The organism is Rhizobium sp. CFBP 13644 (assembly GCF_014842165.1).
Lineage (GTDB): Bacteria > Pseudomonadota > Alphaproteobacteria > Rhizobiales > Rhizobiaceae > Agrobacterium > Agrobacterium tumefaciens_C.
Window position 1 is genome coordinate 91,978 of record NZ_JACYVF010000001.1, and the last position, 19,178, is coordinate 111,155.

At 56.9% G+C, this 19,178-nt stretch carries 20 protein-coding genes; 15 read left to right on the forward strand and 5 right to left on the reverse strand.

Going from position 1 to position 19,178, the window contains the following annotated elements:
• Positions 1-11: 11 nt before the first annotated feature.
• Entirely contained in the window at positions 12-632 is a 621-nt protein-coding gene (locus IFT53_RS00430; protein ID WP_192063747.1) for an LOG family protein, read from the reverse strand.
• 154 nt (positions 633-786) lie between these two features.
• Between IFT53_RS00430 and IFT53_RS00435 the strand changes: the two genes are divergently transcribed.
• From IFT53_RS00435 to IFT53_RS00455, 6 genes are all read left to right on the forward strand, one after another.
• Positions 787-2,802 carry a LysM peptidoglycan-binding domain-containing protein gene (locus IFT53_RS00435; RefSeq protein ID WP_192063746.1) on the forward strand — a complete coding sequence of 672 codons (2,016 nt, stop codon included), beginning with the start codon at positions 787-789 and terminating at the stop codon, positions 2,800-2,802.
• 120 nt (positions 2,803-2,922) lie between these two features.
• Positions 2,923-4,809, forward strand: coding sequence for an ABCB family ABC transporter ATP-binding protein/permease (locus IFT53_RS00440; protein ID WP_192063745.1), 1,887 nt, complete (start codon positions 2,923-2,925; stop codon positions 4,807-4,809).
• A gap of 249 nt (positions 4,810-5,058) precedes the next feature.
• On the forward strand, positions 5,059-5,757 hold the full coding sequence (locus IFT53_RS00445; RefSeq protein ID WP_042619209.1) for a phosphatidylserine decarboxylase: 699 nt from the start codon (positions 5,059-5,061) through the stop codon (positions 5,755-5,757).
• Between the two features lie 21 nt (positions 5,758-5,778).
• Entirely contained in the window at positions 5,779-6,636 is an 858-nt protein-coding gene (pssA, locus tag IFT53_RS00450; RefSeq protein ID WP_192063744.1) for a CDP-diacylglycerol--serine O-phosphatidyltransferase, read from the forward strand.
• Between the two features lie 177 nt (positions 6,637-6,813).
• Complete coding sequence (locus IFT53_RS23920; protein WP_269082249.1) at positions 6,814-6,948, forward strand: hypothetical protein; 135 nt, start codon at positions 6,814-6,816, stop codon at positions 6,946-6,948.
• Positions 6,949-7,254: 306 nt separating this feature from the next.
• Positions 7,255-8,556, forward strand: coding sequence for a GGDEF domain-containing response regulator (locus tag IFT53_RS00455; RefSeq protein WP_192063743.1), 1,302 nt, complete (start codon positions 7,255-7,257; stop codon positions 8,554-8,556).
• A 7-nt stretch (positions 8,557-8,563) separates the two neighbouring features.
• On the opposite strand, the gene IFT53_RS00460 is transcribed toward IFT53_RS00455, so the two are convergent.
• Positions 8,564-9,313, reverse strand: a complete 750-nt coding sequence (locus tag IFT53_RS00460; RefSeq protein ID WP_192063742.1) for an SOS response-associated peptidase — start codon at positions 9,311-9,313, stop codon at positions 8,564-8,566.
• A 232-nt stretch (positions 9,314-9,545) separates the two neighbouring features.
• Here IFT53_RS00460 and IFT53_RS00465 point away from each other — a divergent pair, with 232 nt between their 5' ends.
• The 8 genes from IFT53_RS00465 (at position 9,546) to IFT53_RS00500 (ending at position 14,511) form a co-directional block, all read left to right on the forward strand.
• On the forward strand, positions 9,546-9,965 hold the full coding sequence (locus tag IFT53_RS00465) for an NUDIX hydrolase (RefSeq protein WP_192063741.1): 420 nt from the start codon (positions 9,546-9,548) through the stop codon (positions 9,963-9,965).
• Between the two features lie 62 nt (positions 9,966-10,027).
• Positions 10,028-10,450 (forward strand): TIGR02301 family protein, encoded by a 423-nt coding sequence (locus IFT53_RS00470; RefSeq protein ID WP_192063740.1) that lies wholly within the window; start codon positions 10,028-10,030, stop codon positions 10,448-10,450.
• Positions 10,451-10,554: 104 nt separating this feature from the next.
• Positions 10,555-10,812, forward strand: a complete 258-nt coding sequence (locus tag IFT53_RS00475; protein WP_042618408.1) for a hypothetical protein — start codon at positions 10,555-10,557, stop codon at positions 10,810-10,812.
• A 14-nt stretch (positions 10,813-10,826) separates the two neighbouring features.
• Entirely contained in the window at positions 10,827-11,564 is a 738-nt protein-coding gene (locus tag IFT53_RS00480) for a hypothetical protein (RefSeq protein WP_192063739.1), read from the forward strand.
• Between the two features lie 70 nt (positions 11,565-11,634).
• Positions 11,635-12,480 (forward strand): CAF17-like 4Fe-4S cluster assembly/insertion protein YgfZ, encoded by an 846-nt coding sequence (ygfZ, locus tag IFT53_RS00485; protein ID WP_192063738.1) that lies wholly within the window; start codon positions 11,635-11,637, stop codon positions 12,478-12,480.
• 2 nt (positions 12,481-12,482) lie between these two features.
• On the forward strand, positions 12,483-13,094 hold the full coding sequence (locus tag IFT53_RS00490) for an HD family hydrolase (protein ID WP_192063737.1): 612 nt from the start codon (positions 12,483-12,485) through the stop codon (positions 13,092-13,094).
• The gene (locus tag IFT53_RS00495) at positions 13,091-13,609 is read left to right on the forward strand and encodes a tyrosine phosphatase family protein (protein ID WP_192063736.1); all 519 of its coding nucleotides are present in this window, start codon (positions 13,091-13,093) and stop codon (positions 13,607-13,609) included. Before IFT53_RS00490 ends, IFT53_RS00495 begins: the two co-directional genes overlap by 4 nt.
• A gap of 77 nt (positions 13,610-13,686) precedes the next feature.
• Positions 13,687-14,511 carry a mechanosensitive ion channel family protein gene (locus tag IFT53_RS00500; RefSeq protein ID WP_192063735.1) on the forward strand — a complete coding sequence of 275 codons (825 nt, stop codon included), beginning with the start codon at positions 13,687-13,689 and terminating at the stop codon, positions 14,509-14,511.
• 49 nt (positions 14,512-14,560) lie between these two features.
• On the opposite strand, the gene IFT53_RS00505 is transcribed toward IFT53_RS00500, so the two are convergent.
• From IFT53_RS00505 to IFT53_RS00515, 3 genes are all read right to left on the reverse strand, one after another.
• Positions 14,561-15,379: an ABC transporter permease gene (locus IFT53_RS00505; RefSeq protein WP_192063734.1), complete on the reverse strand. Its 819-nt coding sequence runs from the start codon at positions 15,377-15,379 to the stop codon at positions 14,561-14,563.
• Positions 15,376-16,164 (reverse strand): ABC transporter ATP-binding protein, encoded by a 789-nt coding sequence (locus IFT53_RS00510; RefSeq protein WP_192063733.1) that lies wholly within the window; start codon positions 16,162-16,164, stop codon positions 15,376-15,378. Before IFT53_RS00510 ends, IFT53_RS00505 begins: the two co-directional genes overlap by 4 nt.
• A gap of 104 nt (positions 16,165-16,268) precedes the next feature.
• Positions 16,269-17,264 carry an ABC transporter substrate-binding protein gene (locus IFT53_RS00515; RefSeq protein WP_446737648.1) on the reverse strand — a complete coding sequence of 332 codons (996 nt, stop codon included), beginning with the start codon at positions 17,262-17,264 and terminating at the stop codon, positions 16,269-16,271.
• Between the two features lie 329 nt (positions 17,265-17,593).
• Between IFT53_RS00515 and IFT53_RS00520 the strand changes: the two genes are divergently transcribed.
• On the forward strand, positions 17,594-19,168 hold the full coding sequence (locus IFT53_RS00520) for a VOC family protein (protein WP_192063731.1): 1,575 nt from the start codon (positions 17,594-17,596) through the stop codon (positions 19,166-19,168).
• The last annotated feature ends 10 nt before the right edge of the window (positions 19,169-19,178 follow it).

Below are 19,178 nucleotides of genomic sequence, written 5' to 3' on the forward strand. Positions count from 1 at the left end.
GCTGAGTGGCATCACAGTTGAGAGATCACCGACGGATCACCTTCAGGGTTTTGCTGCGCCGTCGCGCGTTCGATGATCGCCGGCACGATGTTGTCGATCGCGTCGATGACGAGCGGGTTCAACAGATGCGCCCGGTGGATAAAGCCCTGATCGCGCATATGGCGGATCAGTTCCAGCATCGGGTCCCAGAAGCCGTTGATATTGGCAAACACCATCGGCTTTGCGTGGCGACCGAGTTGCGCCCAGGTCATGATCTCAACAATCTCTTCCAGTGTGCCGATACCGCCCGGCAGGGTCACGAATGCATCGGAACGCTCAAACATCATGTGCTTGCGCTCATGCATGTCCTTGGTGATGATCAGTTCATTCAGCTGGCCCAGCGAATGTCGCGTCGCCTCCATATCGACCAGAAAATCTGGAATGATGCCGGTAACCTCACCGCCATTTGAGAGGACACCGCTTGCCACAGCGCCCATGATGCCTTTCGTGCCGCCACCATAGACGAGACGAATACCATGATTGGCGATGGACTTTCCAAGCAGGCGGCCCGCTTCCATATAGGCCGAATCGCGCCCGGGCTGAGAACCGCAATAGACGCAGATGGATCGAATCGTTGTATTTTCTTCAGTCATGGGATGAAGGAACTATGGGGCAGCCGATCCATCAAGAAAATTTGGGGACTGACCGGCAGGAAACACCGGTTTTGAAGGGCCACCGCTTGTGCGAGCACGACTTAAACGCTAGCTATCGCAACGTGAAGACAAGAACGTTACCCGGAGACAGATAATGAACAACAAAAGGGCCGGACTGCTGGCACTTATCGTGCTCGGCGCTGCGACACTGCTCATGGTCTTCTTCGTTCTTCCCCGCATGTCGACGGATGACAAGCCGATTGGTGACGCTATCAATCAGGCTGGCAACGACGTTAAGAACAGCGTGGAGATGGGTAGCGAAAAGGCGGGCGACCTCTTGTCGGATGCAGCCAAGGACACCGCAACCATTGCCGACAAAGTTGGTCGATTGGCAGAATCCGCCAACCAGTCCATCAGAGACATGACGGGTCGATTTGCCGACAACAAGGTTCCCTCTAATGAAGAGTTTGCTGGTGCCCGCAAGGCTGTAGAAGATTCCCTCAAGGAACTCGGAAATGTCGAAATTCCCGAGGCCATTGACGAGACGACATCGCGCCTGATCACCACAGCACGCTCGGCGGCTGAAAGAACCATCGCCTTCCTGCGCAGCCTGCCAGCAGATGCTACTACGGCTGCCGCGCAGGTGCGCCGTCTACCGGGTATTTTTGCCGGAACCGACGATGGCGCTCCTGCGCCAGTGGCACCGGCTGCTCCTGCTGCACCTGCGCCAGCTTCCACACCAGCCCCGACAACGGGCGATGCGGCAAAGGCGCCAACTTTCGATGTGCTGCGCGTTGAGCCAGATGGTTCCGCCGTCATTGCGGGCAAGGCCACGCCGGGCTCGAAGCTTGAAATCATCAACAACGGTCAGGTCATTGCGCAGACCACGGTCGAAGGAAGCGGCGATTTCGTTGCCGTTCTCGAAAACCCGCTGAAGCCCGGTGACCACCAGATCATTCTGCGTGCCACCGGCAAGGATGGCGTCGTCGTCCAATCGCAGGAAACTGCCACGGTCTCCGTTCCGGCACAGAAGAATGGCGAGTTGCTTGCCATGGTAACGACTCCTGGCAAGGCCAGCCGCCTGATGAGCGTTCCTGAAGCAGCACCAGCCACAACCCCTGCGCAGGTCCCTGCCCCTCCAGCGGGTCAGCCACAGACAGACACTGCAACCGCGCCTCAGAATGCCAATGGCTCTGTACCGGCTGCCGCTCCATCAGAAACCGCAAGCATCCGCGTCCTTGCCGTGGAATTTGAAGGATCCAGAATTTTCGTCGCCGGCTCCGCGCCTGAAGCAACATCCGTGCGCGTGCTGGTGGATGACAAGCCGATTGGCACCAACAAGGCCGAAGCGTCTGGAAGTTTCGTTGTCGAAGGCGATGTCGAACTTTCCGTTGGTAACCATGTCATCACGGCGGAAGCCCTTGATGCGGCTGGCAATGTCACCGTTCGTGTGCGCGTGCCGTTCCTTCGCCCTGAGATGGATCAGGCCACCGTCGCCATGCAGCAGACGCCACCAACCTCGAATGCGACCAACCCGGCACCCGGTGTTGTGAGCGACCGCACGGCATTTGATGCTCTTCGCATGGATGTGACGAAGGCCTTTGGCATTCTTTCCGGCCTGTATCAGGACGGCAAGGTGCCAGCGCTGGATCAGGTCGCGGCGGCGAAATCGGCGACGTCGATTGCGTTGCGCTCCCTTTCGGAGTTCCGCACTGCAGCAACGGCAGATGCAGCCTTCACCGCATTTGCAGCCGACATCTCGGCAAAGGCTCGCGCGCTTCTTTCCACCATCGATGGATTGCCAAATGACGTGGCCGCCATCGGACGCCAGATCGCAAGCCTTACGGACCGGTTTGCTGAACTGAACGCAACGCTGCCCGCAGCCGTTGCAGCGCCCGCTTCCAATCCGCCATCCACGGCACCGCAGACTTTCGAGCAGGCGCCGCTTGCCCAGAGCAACACGGCTGTCATCATTCGTCGCGGCGATACGCTGTGGCAGATTTCGCGCCGGGTCTATGGTCAGGGCGTGCGCTACACGACAATCTATCTTGCCAATCAGGACCAGATCAAAAATCCTGACCTGATCGAACCCGGACAGATTTTTGGCGTGCCGCAGAATGCCCTGCCCAATGCTGAGGAAATTCATCGCAAGCGGCTCCTGGGCAGATAACCCACTGCCTTAGCAGCATTGCAAATACAGTGCTGGGCGTTTAATCACTGTCACCACGGCGGCTCGGATCAACGGGCCGCCGTCTTGCTGTCTGCCCTCGCGCAGATACCGGAGCAGAGCATGGCAGATCAGAAGAAGACGATTTCAGCGGATTCGAGCAATCCGTTCCAGACCCTCATCAACCTATGGCCCTATATGTGGCCGCAGGGCAGACCAGACCTGAAGTTGCGCGTCATCTGGGCCAGCATCTTTCTCGTCCTTGCGAAATTCGTGCTGATCTCCGTTCCCTATTTCTTCAAATGGGCAACGGATGCGCTGAACGGCAAGCTGGATATGTCCGGTCTCGTGCCGGTCTTTCTGCTGGGCGCCGTGGCGCTGGTGGTTGCCTATAATCTCACACGGCTGATCCAGGTTGGTCTGAACCAGTTGCGTGACTCTCTTTTTGCCAGTGTCGGTCAGCACGCGGTTCGTCAGCTCGCCTACAAGACATTCGTCCACATGCACCGCCTTTCCCTGCGCTTTCATCTGGAGCGGAAGACGGGCGGGCTTTCTCGCGTCATCGAGCGTGGCACCAAGGGCATCGAGACGATTGTCCGCTTCACCATTCTCAACACCGCGCCAACCTTCATCGAGTTCCTGCTGACCGCTATCATCTTCTGGCTGTCCTATGGCTTCTGGTATGTGGCCGTTACGGTCATCACCGTGTGGGCCTATATCTGGTTCACCGTTCGGGCCAGCAACTGGCGCATCGGCATTCGTCGTTCCATGAATGACAGCGACACAGCAGCAAACACCAAGGCCATCGATTCGCTGCTGAACTTCGAAACCGTCAAATATTTCGGCAACGAGCAGATGGAAGCCAGTCGCTTTGACGCTTCCATGGCGAAATACGAAAAGTCCGCGACTGCCATCTGGACATCGCTTGGCTGGCTCAACTTCGGCCAGGGCGTCATTTTCGGCCTTGGCTCGATGGTCATGATGATCATGTCGGCATTGGCGGTGCAGCGTGGCGAACAGAGCATCGGTGATTTCGTCTTCATCAACGCGCTGCTGCTGCAGCTTTCCGTACCGCTTAATTTCATCGGCTTCGTCTACCGTGAGATACGACAGGGTCTGACAGACATCGAGGAGATGTTCGATCTTCTTGAGGTACAGGCCGAGGTTGTCGATGCGCCGGGAGCGAAAGATCTTAATATCGGCGCGGGTGCCCTCTGTTTTCGCGACGTACACTTCGCCTATGATGCGGAGCGCCCGATCCTGAAGGGCATTTCGTTCGATGTTCCGGCTGGAAAAACGATCGCCATCGTCGGGCCATCCGGTGCGGGCAAATCCACGCTGTCGCGCCTGCTCTACCGCTTCTACGATATTCAAAGCGGATCGATCACCATCGACGGGCAAGATATTCGGGAGGTTACCCAGAAAAGCCTGCGCGCCGTTATCGGAATGGTGCCGCAGGATACGGTCCTGTTCAATGATACGCTGGCCTACAATATTCGCTATGGCCGACCTGACGCCGCCGAGGAGGATGTGACGGCGGCCGCAAATGCAGCCCAGATCAGCGGCTTCATTAGCAAGTTGCCACAGGGCTTCTCCACCATGGTGGGAGAGCGCGGCCTCAAACTCTCCGGTGGAGAGAAGCAGCGTGTGGCGATTGCGCGCACAATCTTGAAGGCACCACCCATTCTCATCCTCGATGAGGCAACGTCTGCACTGGATACGCACACCGAGCAGGAAATTCAAAGCGCGCTCGATCTGGTATCGCAAAACCGCACCACCCTCGTCATCGCGCACCGCCTCTCAACGGTGATCAGTGCCGATGAAATCATCGTGTTGAAGGATGGTACCATTGCGGAGCGGGGCACCCATCAATCTCTCATCGAGGCCAACGGGCTCTATGCCTCCATGTGGAGCCGCCAGCGCGAGGCCATTCAGGCAGAGGAGCGGCTGCGTGAAGTTCGCGAAATGGATGATCTGGGCGTGGTGGATCGCGGCAACCCTGCCCGTTGACCGTTATAAGGCGGGTCAAACACCGGAAGACATTGCCGTAAAGGCCAATTGCCTGTAGTCACCAATGCGTGTTTTGTCGCGTCCGGGTATAAAATCGGTCGCCAAATGACTATATGCAGCATGATACGCCCGAGACGGTTCCCCGTTTTGGCGCAAGGAACTGTAAAATGGCTGGGGCGCGACACGCTGATCACAGGATCGCGACGCCCTCAGGCAGTCTGAAAAGATAAACTCGGAGACGAAAGAGCAATGAACCTGTTCGACACCATTCGCAACACCATCGTGCCGGTCCACAAGGAAGGCTATGTTTTCGTAGCAGCTTTCTTCGTGGCATCCTTGGTGCTTGGCTGGATAGCCGAACCTCTCTTCTGGGTCGGCATGGTTCTCACCGCCTGGTGCGCCTACTTCTTCCGTGATCCGGAGCGGGTCACGCCACAGGATGATGACCTCGTTATCAGCCCTGCCGATGGCAAGGTTTCCGCCATCCAGACAGTCGTTCCGCCGCTGGAACTGGAACTCGGCAAGGAGCCGATGGTCCGCATCTCTGTTTTCATGAATGTCTTCAACTGCCACGTCAACCGCGCACCCGTGCGTGGCCGTGTCATCAATGTCGCTTACCGCCCCGGCCTTTTCCTGAACGCTGAAGTGGACAAGGCATCCGAGGATAATGAGCGCAACGGTCTCGTCATCGAAACTGCCCATGGCAAGGTCGGCGTTGTGCAGATCGCTGGCATGGTTGCCCGCCGCATCGTATGCTGGGTCAAGCCAAACGAGCCTGTCGATGCCGGTGAGCGTTTCGGCCTCATTCGCTTCGGCTCGCGTCTGGACATCTTCCTGCCCGAAGGCTTCCAGCCTCGCGTTTCCGTTGGCCAGACAGCTATTGCCGGTGAGACCGTTCTGGCGGAATTCGGCTCTGCCAAGGGTCCGGTTATCAGCCGTCGCGGTTGAGCCTGAACAGGAGAGCGGACCATGGATACGCCCAAGCCCGAGACAACAACGAGTGCAAAGCACGAGATGACGAATGACAGCGGAAGAGGTCCTCGCCTGCGGGAAATTCCGCTGCGGCTCGTCATTCCCAATCTTGTCACCGTTCTTGCAATTTGTGCGGGCTTGAGCGGCGTTCGGCTGGCCTTTGAAGGCCGGTTTGAACTGGCCGTTGCCATGGTTTTGCTGGCCGCCTTCCTGGATGGCGTCGATGGTCGCCTGGCACGCATGATGAAAGCGACATCGAAATTCGGTGCGCAGATGGATTCGCTCGCCGATATCGTCAATTTCGGCGTCGCCCCTGCCCTTGTGGTCTATGCCTATCTTCTGGATCAGGCGCGGTCTCTGGGTTGGATTGCCGCTCTTATCTACGTCATCGCTGCGGGCCTTCGTCTGGCGCGCTTCAACGTGATGGTGGAGCGTGAGGTCAAAGCACCGTGGCAGAACGAGTTCTTCGTCGGCGTTCCCGCGCCGATGGGCGCGATGCTCGTTCTCCTGCCAGTCTATATCGGCTTCATCGGCCTCGAGTCCGGCAAGACATTTGCCTATGTTTCAGCAGCTTACACGGTCCTGATCGCCTATCTTCTCATCAGCCGTCTTCCGGTCTGGTCCGGCAAATCTGAAAGCCGCATCCGCCGCGACCTCGTTCTTCCTGCGATCCTCATCGTCGTGCTCTATGTTGCATTGCTGATGAGCTTCACATGGGAGGTGCTGGTCGTGACGGTCCTCGTCTACCTGATATTCCTGCCATTCAGCGCCCGTATCTGGCACAAGCGTTACGGCACGCTCACAATCGAAGACGTGCATGATGAGCATGGCGGCGGGATGGATCGCGGCCTTTAGGGGCGAAGGACCGCCCTCTTCATTGTGGCGGTGTGATGTCTGTGCACGAACACGAAATGTCGCAAGCCGCAAATTTTAATTGATTAAAATCGCCTCGAATTTGTCACGATTTCCTTCGAGAGAGGCTTCCAGGAATGCATCACATCGATGCTTCCAAGGGGAACTCCGGAGACAGACATGAGCGAGACGAAAAAGACCGAAGCGGCCACGAAGCCCGACCTGAAAAGCCATTACAGACCGCTCGGTCTGAAGGCAGTTGCGGCAGCGGCGATGATGCTGGCACGCAAGCCGGAAAAACCGAAAGCGGCCTGATTGGCTACTGCGGTTCACGGTTGAACATCCGACCGTTTTGTTTCGCTCGTTACAGTATGGCACCCTTGCGGGTGCCATTTTTGCTAATGGGAGTTCTGACTTTATTAAGGTGTATCTCACCTAATGTTCTCGTCACACCTGTGCTTCTCGCCGAAAAGCAAAAACACGAGAAGCATCTCACATATTAGATTTAGCGATTCTTTTTCGGATCATTGTCTCTGCTCCCGTTTGCATTCAAAGCAATGCCCACGTCGATATTGAAAAGCAATTTTGCGACGATGCGTTTTTAAAGGTTGAAACCGAACCATGCAGGACAAAATTCTTCTCGTCGAAGATTCCATCGCTTTATCCATCCTGCTGAAAAACAAGCTGACAGACGATACGACGGCAGAGGTCTTTCATTGCGATAGCATGAGCCAGGCCATTGAGCTTCTCGCCCAGCATCAGTTTACCCTGGCCCTCACAGGCCTCACCCTGCCGGATGCCCCTGATGGTGAGATTCTCAACGTGCTTGAAGAATACAAGGTACCAACCATCGTCTTTACCGGGAAAGTCGACGAGCAGGCGAGACAGCATTACGCTGAAAAGAAGATCATTGATTACATTATCAAGGATGGAAGACGCACGGTGGAAACCGTGGTCAAAACCGTCGAGCGCATTCTGACCAACCGGCAGTTCACGATTCTTGTCGTGGATGACGCCAAGGCGGCACGCTCCACATTGGTGGAAATCCTGTCGCGGCAGAATTTCAGCGTGCTGGAAGCTCATTCAGGCGATGAAGCCTTGGAAGCCCTGAACAGCAACCCTTCGGTTCAGCTCGTTATTACAGATTACTTCATGCCGGATATGGATGGCTATGAGCTGACACGGCGTATCCGTGCGAGACGCTCTTCCGAAAATCTTCGTATCGTCGGCGTCTCCTCCTCCACCGACCGGATGCTGTCTGCGCATTTTCTAAAGGCGGGCGCTTCAGACTTTATCTACAGGCCCTTCGTACCGGAGGAGTTGCAGTGCCGTATCGATAACAATATCGAGACCCTCAAGCAGTTGACGCGCCTGCGTGATCTTGCCGAGAAAGATCATCTAACGGGTCTTGCCAATCGCCGCTCGTTTTTCAAGCAGGTGGGTAGTTTTCTCGATGATCTGAAAAGAGATGTCGGGAAGATGAAGCAGGGCTCAATCGCAATCCTCGATATCGATCACTTCAAGGCAATCAACGACACGCTGGGCCACAGTGCCGGAGACAAGGCGCTGAAAAAGCTCGCACTCATTCTGTCCGACCTATGCGCGCCGGGCGATCATCTTGCCGCGCGTATTGGCGGTGAGGAGTTTGCGCTGTTTCTGAAAGACCTTGACGGCGAAGAGGCTCGCGCCTTTTGCGAAGCGATGCGTCATGAGGTCGAGCGCAATGGTCAGGCGTTGAGCAGCGCCGATCTTGCGCTGACGATCTCCATCGGCGTTGTGGAAGTCGACAAGAACGGGTCGATAGACCAGCAACTGACAGCTGCCGACCAACTTCTTTACGTTGCCAAGGCGAATGGAAGAAACAGCGTCTACCCCATGGCTGCCATTGAAACCGAGAGGCAGAAACGCGACCGAGGACGATAATCGGCGCCTAGAAAAGAGAGAGCTGCACGTTTGCACTCGGGACGGGAGCCAGAACTTCCGCCACAGGTTCCAGCAGCTCAAGCCCGGTATTTGAAACCTTGTTGACCTTATCCGAGACAGGGATCATTTCGAAAAAGTCTTCATCCGGCGCGTTCATCAAATCAAGCACGTGGCGCGGTTCCTGCGTCTTGCAATCCAGCCACCTGGTAAAATCTTCGGGCGCAATCACCACAGGCATGCGGTCGTGGATGCGCGACATGGAGCGGTTGGCGCCGATGGTCAGAATAGCGCCGGTATCCACCTCGGACCCGTCAGCCGAGGCCCATGTTTCCATCAGCGCGGCGAAGGCAAAAACGCCGCCGGTTTTGGGTTTGATGTAGTAAGCCTGCGGCTTTGCTCCCTCATCTTTCGGCGGTCTGCGCCACTCATAAAAGCCGGTCGCGGGAATGAGCGCGCGCCGATGCCGCATAGCCGCGCGAAACGACGCCTTGCCGATAGCCGTTTCCGAACGGGCATTGATCAGCAATGGAAATTCCTTGGGGTCCTTCACCCAGGCCGGTGTCAGGCCCCATCGCACCAGCATGGCCTGCCGGTTTGGGAGGTTGCTGCCCGGTTCAGGTCGTGTCCCCTCCAAAACGAGAAGGATGGGCTGCGTAGGCGCAATGTTGAACCGCGCCGGAAATTCCTCCAGATCTGCCAGAGCAAGGTAATCCGCCACCGCATCTGGTGTCGCGTTCAGCACAAATCGCCCGCACATGGCTAAGCTCCCTTTCCAAAAAGAATGAGCAGTGCTGCCTTATCGATCAGATAGAGTTTCATTCTGGCTGTTCCAACGGCGTTTCCCGCCACTTATACCGCATCAATCTGCGGCTGGTCCATCACTCAGGGTAAACAGGATTTTACCGCCTTTTTTCCGTTATTCGCGGCCATGCCACGTTTCCTGCAAGGTTGAGCGCATAATCCCTGTTTCTCTCCAACAGGGATATAGCATGCCATCACCGCATCCTGCTTCGTCAGCCATCGTCAGAAACGGCGACCGCCTTCTTCTCATACGGCGCATCAACGCTCCCTCGAAGGATATGTTTGCTTTTCCGGGCGGGCGTGGTGAGCCGGAAGTGACGCCGGAACAAACGGCGCTGCGTGAACTGGAGGAGGAAACGGGCATTGTTGCACGTCATCCACAGCTTTTCGCGACCTATGATTTGCCCAGCCGTGATGATGAGGGCCGCCTGCTCAGCCACTTTTTCCTGTCCGTCTACACTGTAGAGGCCGATAGCATAGGCGATGTGCAGGCGGCTGACGATGCGGCGGAGGCCGGATGGTACACGCTTGAGGAAATTCGCAAACTACCCACGCCCGATAGCGTTCTCGAATGCGCCGAACGTTTGCTGGGGCAGTTGCAATGCTGAGCAGAATCGCGGCTATCTGCGGCCAAGTTGTTGAAACGACATGTTGGTTTATGCGTAAACGAATGAGAAGAAGAATTTGCCTCTCTGTGCTGTTGGCTCTTGGCATTGCCACGCCTACGGCCCAGCTGGCGGCTGCGCAACCGTCTGTCATATCGCCTGCGGCACCGCCGGAAGAAAAGCCTGCACCCTATGATAACCAGATGGCACGGCTGTCTGAAATACTGGGTTCCATTCAGTATTTGCGCACGCTTTGCCCCGCTAGTGGGTCGGAGGAGTGGCGCAAATCCATGAACGATCTGTTGGCGGCGGATACGGCCAACGAACCAAAACGCAAACAACGCATGACGGCTGCATTCAACCGTGGATACCGCGCTTTTGCAGCGGTTCACACGGCATGCACACCAGCTGCCATCGCTGCCGAAGAGAAATACCGTATCGAAGGGGCAACACTGGCACAAGAAATTGCGTCCAGGTTCGGAAATTAGCGGTTTATTAACCTCTTTTAGCCGCAGGCCGTGCCGTTTTGATAAAAGACTGTTAGAGTTGTTAACAGGGTGGTAACGAGTTGCCTGCCTGTCGAGGATGAAAGATGCAAACAAGCCGTAACGAAATCCATGATATGATCGTGCATGAAAAGATGCAGGTCGCTCTGGAACATCAGAACGAAGCATGGGCCGATGGTATGGCCGATGGCATCGAGCCAGAGATCATTGCAGACGCCGCTATTGCTTTGGCCATGCGTGAAACAATCCGTATGCACGGCGAATCCGGTGCAGAAGCTATGCTCGAATCGCTACGCCAGCGGATGCTCGAGGGCGAATTTTCCCCTCACCGCATTATTCAGTAAGCTGGAGTTCAGTCATGTCTTGCTCTCGCAACGGGCTGCGGTCCTCTGCCGCGCTTTCCCTGTTGATTTCTCTGACGCTTGCCACGGGCAGCTTTACCCATAACGCCTATGCGCTCTCGGAATTGAGACCAGCCCAGGCACCGGCAAGCGAGACCGAAAAAACCGCGCAGGAACAGCAGGCAACCGAGCCTGACGCCGTTGAGGGTGATTCCGAGGGCATTCCCCTGCCCGACCCGCTCGTGAATCGCGGATCCGGCCAGCAGGCCACACCAGAGCAGCCGCAGATTTCAGCGCAGATTGAGCATGATATCAGCAAGGCACCTGAGCCTGTGCGCCGTCTGCGCCAGCTCATCATCGACGCTGCCGCCACAGGCGACATCGAAAAGCTGCGCCCGCTCGTCAACACTGGCCCCAATCAGGCGCGCATTGATGGCGATAGCGGCAACGATCCGATTGCCGCGTTGAAGAGCTTTTCCGGTGACCCCGATGGTCTGGAAGTGCTCGCCATCATCATCGACCTTCTGTCCACCGGCTATGCCCGTGTCGATGCTGGCACGCCTGATGAGACCTATGTCTTCCCCTATTTCGCTGGCAAGTCGCTCACCACGCTGACGCAACCGGAAAAAGTGGAACTGTTGCGCATCATCACAGCCGGTGATCTGGCCGACATGCAGGAATATGGCAATTACAGCTTTTACCGCATCGGCATCTCGCCAGATGGCCAGTGGAAGTTCTTCACGGCCGGTGACTAATGTCGCCGCGCTTGCTGTTCGCGTTCAAAGACCCTAATTGTCAGGGTGAACAAACCCGAATGGAATGCCGATGTCTTCCGCCTTTTTGAACGACCGCGCTTTCATCCATGTCTCCGGCACCGGAGCTTTGGATTTTCTGCAAAACCTCATCACGCCCGATCTCGAATCACTGCCCGCAGGCGAAGCACGCGCTGCTGCGCTGTTGACGCCGCAGGGCAAGATCATGTTCGAGTTCCTGATCTGGCAGAATGGTGAAGGTTTTGTTCTTGAAACGGGCGTTGACCAAAAGGATGCGCTTCTGCGCCGCCTGACCATGTACAAGCTGCGGGCACCGGTTGATCTGAAGGCAGGCGAAAGCGAGGGCGTCAGCGTCTTCTGGGGTGAAAATGCGCCCGATGGCGCCATCAAGGACAGCCGCTTCGCCAAGGCTGGTATCGATCTCTACCGGCTGCCCGGCACGACGTCCGGTGACGCCTCAGCCTATGATGCGCTGCGCATTTCTAATGGCATCGTCGTTGCAGGGGTCGATTATGCGCTGAACGATGCCTTCCCTCATGATGTGTTGATGGATGTGAATGACGGCGTATCTTTCCGGAAAGGGTGCTTTGTCGGCCAGGAAGTCGTCTCGCGCATGAAGCATCGCGGCACGGCACGCCGCCGCGTCGTCATCGTCACAGGCGAGGCCGAACTGCCCGACAGCGGTACCGATATCATGGCTGGCGGAAAGCCAATCGGCACGCTCGGCACCGTTGCCGGAACCGAAGGCCTTGCCATCATCCGCACCGATCGCGCCGCAGATGCCATGGCGTCTGGCGTGGCCATGACAGCATCTGGCGTGGCGGTGACTGTTGCGCTCCCAGCATGGACCGGCCTCAGCTTTCCCGCTGTTGACCCCGCGGCAAACGCGGACGATTGATCGTGGCGCCTGCAAAAACACCTCGCGCCTGGCAGCGCATGTTGTCCGGCAGGCGGCTGGATCTGCTTGATCCCTCGCCGCTGGATGTCGAGCTTGCAGATATCGCGCATGGCCTTGCCCGCGTGGCGCGCTGGAATGGGCAGACGCGCGGCGACCACGCATTTTCCGTGGCCCAGCACAGCCTAATCGTTGAGACCATCTTCTGCCGCATGAATACGAGTGCCTCGCCCAACGACATGCTGATGGCGCTTTTGCATGATGGCCCGGAATATGTGATTGGCGACATGATTTCCCCTTTCAAATCCGTGGTGGGCGGCGGTTACAAGCTGGTCGAAAAGCGGCTGGAAGCGGCGGTGCATCTGCGCTTCGGCCTGCCGCCCCATGCCAGCAGGGACTTGAAGGACCGCATCAAGAAGGCAGACACGGTCGCCGCCTTTTTCGAAGCAACGGAACTTGCAGGTTTTTCCCTGGCGGAAGCCCAGAAGTTCTTCGGCCTGCCGCGTGGCATTACCAGAGACATGATAGACATCGATCCCCTTCCGGCGATTGATGCGCAACACCGCTTCGTGGAACGCTTCGAGGCCATAGAACTGCTTCGAAAGAGCCATGCATGAGCGAAATTGTTGTGTCTCCCCTGTCACGCATTGCCGAAATGGCTGTGCGCCACAAGTCGCGTGAAATGGTGACGTTGATTGCCAAGGAACAGGCGTTTCACCGCCCGGCTGTTATTTCCGCAGACCGGCATCTGACGCTGGAAATGAACGACATTACGTTCAAGGGCAATGACAAGCTGATCGCGCCCGACGATGTCCACGTCCAGACACTGATCGATTTTGCGCGAGAATGGGACCAATCGGCACCGCTTCTGGTCCATTGCTGGATGGGCGTCTCCCGCTCACCGGCGGCTGCGATCATCGTGGCGCTTGCGGTAAAGCCGGATGAGGACGATGCCATCCTCGCCGCCCGGCTGCGCACCGTCTCTCCTTTCGCCACGCCGAATGCGCGCATCATCGAGATCGGTGACAGGTTGCTTGGCCGCAATGGCGCGCTTGTCAGCGCAGTCAAGGCCATTGCCCGTGGCGCGGATACGGACGGAAACGTGCCCTTCGTTTTTCCGCTTTCCGCATAATTAGACCGGAACCCACTTGCCCGTTGTTCGTTTCGAAGTTGAACACGTGTGGAATATCTTTGAACAAGGGAATTTGAATGGACCAGCAGGCTACCGGTATTCTCGTCGCATCGCAGGCGGCACTTCGTCAGGCAAGCGCCCTGATGGTCCAATATTCCTTCTCCATCGTCGGCGCCATCGTCCTCCTCATCATAGGCTGGCTTGCCGCCACCCTCCTGCAGCGCTGGTCCTATGAAGGCCTGTCGCGCGTCCGCGGTTTTGATGAAACGCTGGCACGCTTTTTCTCCGGCGCCATTCGCTACATCGTCCTCATTCTCGTTCTCGTCATGGTGCTTGGCCAGTTTGGCGTACAGACAGCATCGGTTCTCGCGGCGCTTGGCGCGGCGGGTTTGGCCATTGGTCTTGCCTTGCAGGGAACATTGCAGAACATTGCTGCTGGCATCATGCTTCTGGTTCTGCGCCCATTTCGCGTGGGCGAATATATCGAAACCAGCTCCGTCAGCGGCACAATCGTGGAAATCGGCCTCTTCGCCACTGAATTGAAGACAAGCGACGGGCTTTATCGCCTTGCGCCCAACTCCACGCTCTGGAATGTGCCTATTACCAATTACAGCCGCTTTCCTTCGCGTCGCCACGAGCTGAGCGTGACAGTACCGACAGGAGAAAGCACGGCAGAGACACAGGAGATGCTGCTGGAACTGGCCCGTTCCGATAGCCGCGTTTTGCTGGATCCCGCACCGACGACGTTTGTCGATTCCGTCAGCGGCGATAGCGCAAAGGTGACGCTCAGATATTGGGCGAAAAGCGACAGCTGGTTTGCGACAACGCGCGACATGACAAAGTCCTTGAGGACAGTGTTCGACGCTAAAGCCGTAAAATCAAGCGAACAGGCTTCCGAATGACGCCATTGCTCAAGGCCGGTTAATCTGGCCTTGTTTGCGTTTGGCGGCCTTATTGCCCCATGGTTGAGCGGTGCGCCCAGCCGGTCATGCGCCGTTCAATCCACGCCATCACCGCATACATTGCAATGCCCTCTACGGCGAGCATGAGAAGACCGGCAAAAACCAGGGGCACGTTGAACTGGCTTTGTGCGGAGCTCATCATGTTGCCGAGGCCGTAGTTGGAGGCAACCGTTTCAGACACCACAGAGCCGACAAAGGCGAGCGTGATGGCGATTTTCAGCGATCCGAAGAAGTAAGGCATGGAGCGCGGAATGCCGACTTTCAGCATGATATCCATCTTCTTTGCCCCAAGCGCACGCAGCACATCTTCCGTCTCCGGCTCGATGGTCGCAAGACCTGTGGCGACATTGACGACGATGGGGAAGAAGGAAATCAGGAATGCCGTCAGCACCGCAGGCACGGTGCCGATGCCAAACCAGATGACGAGAATGGGAACAAGCGCCACCTTGGGAACCGCATTAAAGCCGATCATCAGCGGGTAAAGGCCCGCATAGATCGTCTTCGACCAACCGATAAAAAGGCCGATTCCCAAGCCCGTCACCACCGCCAGCGCAAATCCGAGCGTAGTGGTATACAAAGTTTGCAGCGAATTCTTCCAGATCGGCGACCAATATTGTACGATGGCCTGAGCAACCCTTGTGGGCGATGGCAAAATGGTCTGCGGCATCTTCAACGCATAGACCAGCAGTTCCCAGGCCAGAAAAAGCACAATCGTATAAAGCCATGGGGCGGCCTTGACCCAGTTGATGCGGGCCACCAGCGGCAGGCGCAACGGTGTTGTAGCGGGGCTTTCGATGGACTTGCTCATGCTGCCGCCCGCGCCTTGGCGATTTCGCCGTGCAACTGCTGCACCATTTCGTTGAAATTCTTTTCATACATCAGATCAAGCTGGCGCGGGCGGGCAAAGGGTACCTTGTGCTCGGCCAATATCCGGCCCGGCCTTGCGCTCATCACGAAAACCTTGTCGGCAAGAAATGTCGCCTCGCGCAGATCATGCGTTACAAGAATGATGGTCACGCGCTTGGCAGCGTGAAGATCGCGGATGACGCACCACAGCTCCTCGCGGGTAAAGGCATCCAGCGCACCAAAAGGCTCATCCAGCATCAGGAGTTCCGGCTCATGAATGAGCGCGCGGCAAAGATTGGCGCGTTGCTGCATGCCGCCGGAAAGCTGCCAGGGAAACTTGGAGCCGAAACCCTTCAGCCCGACGATTTCCAGCAGGCGCTCGGCCTTGGCCACATATTCCGCCTTGTTGGCCCGCAGCCGGTGGCGGTGCCTCTCCACGATTTCCAGCGGCAGCAGAATGTTTTCCAGCGTCGTGCGCCATGGCAGCATGGTTGGGTTCTGGAATGCCATACCGACAATCGAAACCGGCTCTGTAACCTGACTACCCGCCACGATGACATTGCCCTTTTGCGGAATGTGCAGGCCGGTGACGAGTTTCATCAATGTCGATTTGCCACAGCCGGATGGCCCGACCACGGCGGCAAACTGCCCCTTCTTGACCTTGAGATCGAGGCCGCTGACAGCGAGCGTGCCAGATGCCCCGCCATAGCGCATATCAACGCCATCGATTTCAACGAGTTGAGCCATTCCAGTTCCTGCGATTTTTCGAGAATGCGTCTTTGAATGAGAAACGTCATCCCCGGTCAAAGGCCGGGGATAGCTCTCTCGCAACATCAAGTTCCTGTTTGGACTTACGGAAGCAGACGCTCTGCCTTCGGCGGCAAGTAGCTCGCATCAAAGACCTGCTCGGCCTTGACGTTGCCCTTGAGACCGACTGACACTTTCAGTGTCTCGATGGAGGCTGCAAGCCGGGCCGGATCGACCCCGCCCATGCCATTTTCAATCACATAGGGTGTCTTGATGTTCATAGCATTTGCCATTGTCAGGCGCTGCAATTCTATGTCGGGGTTCAGCGTTTCGTTGCGCTTCAGAACGGCGGCAACGCCCTCTTCCGGGTTCTTGACCGAATCGGCAAAGCCCTTGGCCAGCGCCTTCAGGAAACCCTTGACCGCATCAGGGTTTTCCGCTGCAAAATCAGTGTTGACGAGGACGGCGTTGCCATAAAGATTCAAGCCATGCTCGGCCATCAGAATGGTCGCAATATCATCATCGGCAATGCCCTGCGCCTTCAGGTTCAGGATGACGGAAAAGGCAAAGCCAAACACAGCATCCACGTCACCCTTGGCCAGCATCGGCTCCCGCACCGGAAAGCCGATGGACTGAATATCGATCTTGCTATCATCGATCTTGGCAACCTGCTTGAAGGCCTTCCACTGGGCAAATGCGCCATCCGGCGGCGGTGCACCCAGCTTTTTGCCTTCCAGCGACTTCGGATCATTCGTCACGCCCAGCGACTTGCGGCCAACGACGGCAAAGGTCGGGCGCTCGTAGACCATATAGACGGCCTTGACCTTTTGGGTCGGGTCTTCGTCCAGAAACTTCATCAGCGAATTGATATCACCGAAGCCCATTTGGTAGGCGCCCGTGGCCACACGCGGGATGGCTTCTACCGAGCCGTTGCCGCTATCGATGGTCACATCCAGCCCTTCGGCCTTGAAATATCCCTTGTCCAGCGCCAGCAGAAATCCGGCGGCTGGGCCTTCGAATTTCCAATCGAGTGTGAATTTGATGGGGGTCTGCGCGAAGGCTGTCATCGGCGCGGTGGATATACCGACAAACAAACCCATAGCGGCCAAAGCCGCTGTCTTCGAAAACAGCCTTCGCGTGAACATCTGAAATTTCCCTCTGGAGGTTTTTTATGTTGTTGGGACCATAGAAAACAATTTGGTTTGCGATAGCAAGCAGAAATCGCACATATTTTACTCAAAATATTTTCCGCACAATATGTAATCATTTTCAGAATGTGGATCGAGCAAAGCGCATAAATTGCGGGCAAAAGGAGCTGCTTTCACGGGATTGTTCACGAAACGAACACATCGTTCTCAATCCGTCGCATTGCTAAATTTTCGCCGCCGAAGAACATAGGGCCCACGAGGAAACGACGCAGGAGACAGGCATGACATCGGCACTTGGTATCCACCACATCACCATGATTACCCGCAAAGTGCAGGCCAATGTGGATTTCTACGTCGGCTTTCTGGGCCTGCGGCTGGTGAAGCGCACGGCGGGTTTTGAAGATGCCATGCAGCTTCATCTGTTTTACGGCGATCATTCGGCCTCTCCCGGCTCCCTGCTGACCTTTCTGGTGTGGGAAGACGGAGCGCAGGGTCGCGTCGGCTATGGCCAGACGCTGGAAGTGTCGCTGGCGATTGATCCTGCCAGCATCGGCTTTTGGCTGACCCGCGCATTGCAGGCAGGTGTGAGAACAGAAGGACCGATGGAGGAATTTGGCGAGCCGGTCATTCGCCTCAAAGACCCTGATGGCATTATCCTGAAACTGGTTGGCACCCATGCCTTTGGCGATGAGAGTGTGTATGAAGCGCCGGGCATTCCGCGTGAGCACGCCATCCGCCGCATCCGCGGTGCAACCATGCTGAGCGAAGTGCCGGAGGAAACGGAAAGTTTCCTGAAAAAGCATTTTGGCTACACCCGTACAGGCCAGAGCGGCTCGATCCGCCGCACGGTTTCAGCATCGGGAGATGTGATCGATGTGCGCGACGCGACCGGCTTCTGGTCCAGCGCACCCGGCACCGGTACGGTGGATCATATTGCTTTTCGTGCCGCAGATATGGACGAACTGGACGAGACACTGAAGGGGCTGCAATCGCTTAACTCATCCGCCACCAATGCGCATGACCGCAAGTATTTCTCCTCGCTCTACGTGCGCGAACCCGGCGACGTCCTGATTGAAATGGCAACAGATGCGCCCGGCATGACGGTGGACGAGCCAGTTGAGACATTGGGAGAGCACCTGTTCATCCCCCAACTTTTCATGCGGGATGAAGATGATGTCCGGGTGGCACTGCCGCAGTTTTCAATGCCGGGGGAAGAGCGCGTCATTTACCGCGATTTGCCGTTCGTTCACCGGTTTTACACGCCCTCTGAGCCGGATGGCTCCACCATCCTCCTGTTGCATGGCTCCGGCGGGAGCGAAACGAGCCTGATGGCGCTTGCCCACAACGCCAACCCGCGCGCAACCCTGCTGGGTGTGCGTGGGCGTAGCACAGAAGAGGATATTGCCCGCTGGTTCCGCCGATTTGGCGATCTCAGCTTCGATGAGAAGGATATTGTTTCCGAAGCAGAAGCCTTCGCCTCATTCGTGGAAGAGGCCATTGGTGTCTATGGTATCGACCGGGACAGGTTGAGTTTTATCGGCCACTCGAACGGGGCAAACTTCGCGGCGGCATTCTTCGCGCTTCATCCGCAATTGGCACGACATGCCCTACTGTTGCGGCCGATGCCTGTCTTAACCGAGTGGCCGCACGCGGATCTTTCCGGCACACGCGTCACGCTGGCAGCCGGTGAAACCGATCGCCACCGGGAAAAAGCCGACATTCTGAAGCAGCACCTGATCCAGAGCGGAGCGGATGCGCAGATGGCACTTGTGCCGCTCGGCCACGAGTTGGGCGTGGACGATGTGGTGCTTGCCAAACGATGGGCAGAGGAGTTGTCCACAAGCAAACTTGCTTAATTAGCGAGAA

What these genes read in the sequence shown, in the direction of transcription:
- IFT53_RS00430 (WP_192063747.1), bottom strand. Translation starts at nt 632, where the DNA reads ATGACTGAAGAAAATACAACGATTCGATCCATCTGCGTCTATTGCGGT.
- IFT53_RS00435 (WP_192063746.1), top strand. Translation starts at nt 787, where the DNA reads ATGAACAACAAAAGGGCCGGACTGCTGGCACTTATCGTGCTCGGCGCT.
- IFT53_RS00440 (WP_192063745.1), top strand. Translation starts at nt 2,923, where the DNA reads ATGGCAGATCAGAAGAAGACGATTTCAGCGGATTCGAGCAATCCGTTC.
- IFT53_RS00445 (WP_042619209.1), top strand. Translation starts at nt 5,059, where the DNA reads ATGAACCTGTTCGACACCATTCGCAACACCATCGTGCCGGTCCACAAG.
- pssA (WP_192063744.1), top strand. Translation starts at nt 5,779, where the DNA reads ATGGATACGCCCAAGCCCGAGACAACAACGAGTGCAAAGCACGAGATG.
- IFT53_RS23920 (WP_269082249.1), top strand. Translation starts at nt 6,814, where the DNA reads ATGAGCGAGACGAAAAAGACCGAAGCGGCCACGAAGCCCGACCTGAAA.
- IFT53_RS00455 (WP_192063743.1), top strand. Translation starts at nt 7,255, where the DNA reads ATGCAGGACAAAATTCTTCTCGTCGAAGATTCCATCGCTTTATCCATC.
- IFT53_RS00460 (WP_192063742.1), bottom strand. Translation starts at nt 9,313, where the DNA reads ATGTGCGGGCGATTTGTGCTGAACGCGACACCAGATGCGGTGGCGGAT.
- IFT53_RS00465 (WP_192063741.1), top strand. Translation starts at nt 9,546, where the DNA reads ATGCCATCACCGCATCCTGCTTCGTCAGCCATCGTCAGAAACGGCGAC.
- IFT53_RS00470 (WP_192063740.1), top strand. Translation starts at nt 10,028, where the DNA reads ATGAGAAGAAGAATTTGCCTCTCTGTGCTGTTGGCTCTTGGCATTGCC.
- IFT53_RS00475 (WP_042618408.1), top strand. Translation starts at nt 10,555, where the DNA reads ATGCAAACAAGCCGTAACGAAATCCATGATATGATCGTGCATGAAAAG.
- IFT53_RS00480 (WP_192063739.1), top strand. Translation starts at nt 10,827, where the DNA reads ATGTCTTGCTCTCGCAACGGGCTGCGGTCCTCTGCCGCGCTTTCCCTG.
- ygfZ (WP_192063738.1), top strand. Translation starts at nt 11,635, where the DNA reads ATGTCTTCCGCCTTTTTGAACGACCGCGCTTTCATCCATGTCTCCGGC.
- IFT53_RS00495 (WP_192063736.1), top strand. Translation starts at nt 13,091, where the DNA reads ATGAGCGAAATTGTTGTGTCTCCCCTGTCACGCATTGCCGAAATGGCT.
- IFT53_RS00500 (WP_192063735.1), top strand. Translation starts at nt 13,687, where the DNA reads ATGGACCAGCAGGCTACCGGTATTCTCGTCGCATCGCAGGCGGCACTT.
- IFT53_RS00505 (WP_192063734.1), bottom strand. Translation starts at nt 15,379, where the DNA reads ATGAGCAAGTCCATCGAAAGCCCCGCTACAACACCGTTGCGCCTGCCG.
- IFT53_RS00510 (WP_192063733.1), bottom strand. Translation starts at nt 16,164, where the DNA reads ATGGCTCAACTCGTTGAAATCGATGGCGTTGATATGCGCTATGGCGGG.
- IFT53_RS00515 (WP_446737648.1), bottom strand. Translation starts at nt 17,264, where the DNA reads ATGGGTTTGTTTGTCGGTATATCCACCGCGCCGATGACAGCCTTCGCG.
- IFT53_RS00520 (WP_192063731.1), top strand. Translation starts at nt 17,594, where the DNA reads ATGACATCGGCACTTGGTATCCACCACATCACCATGATTACCCGCAAA.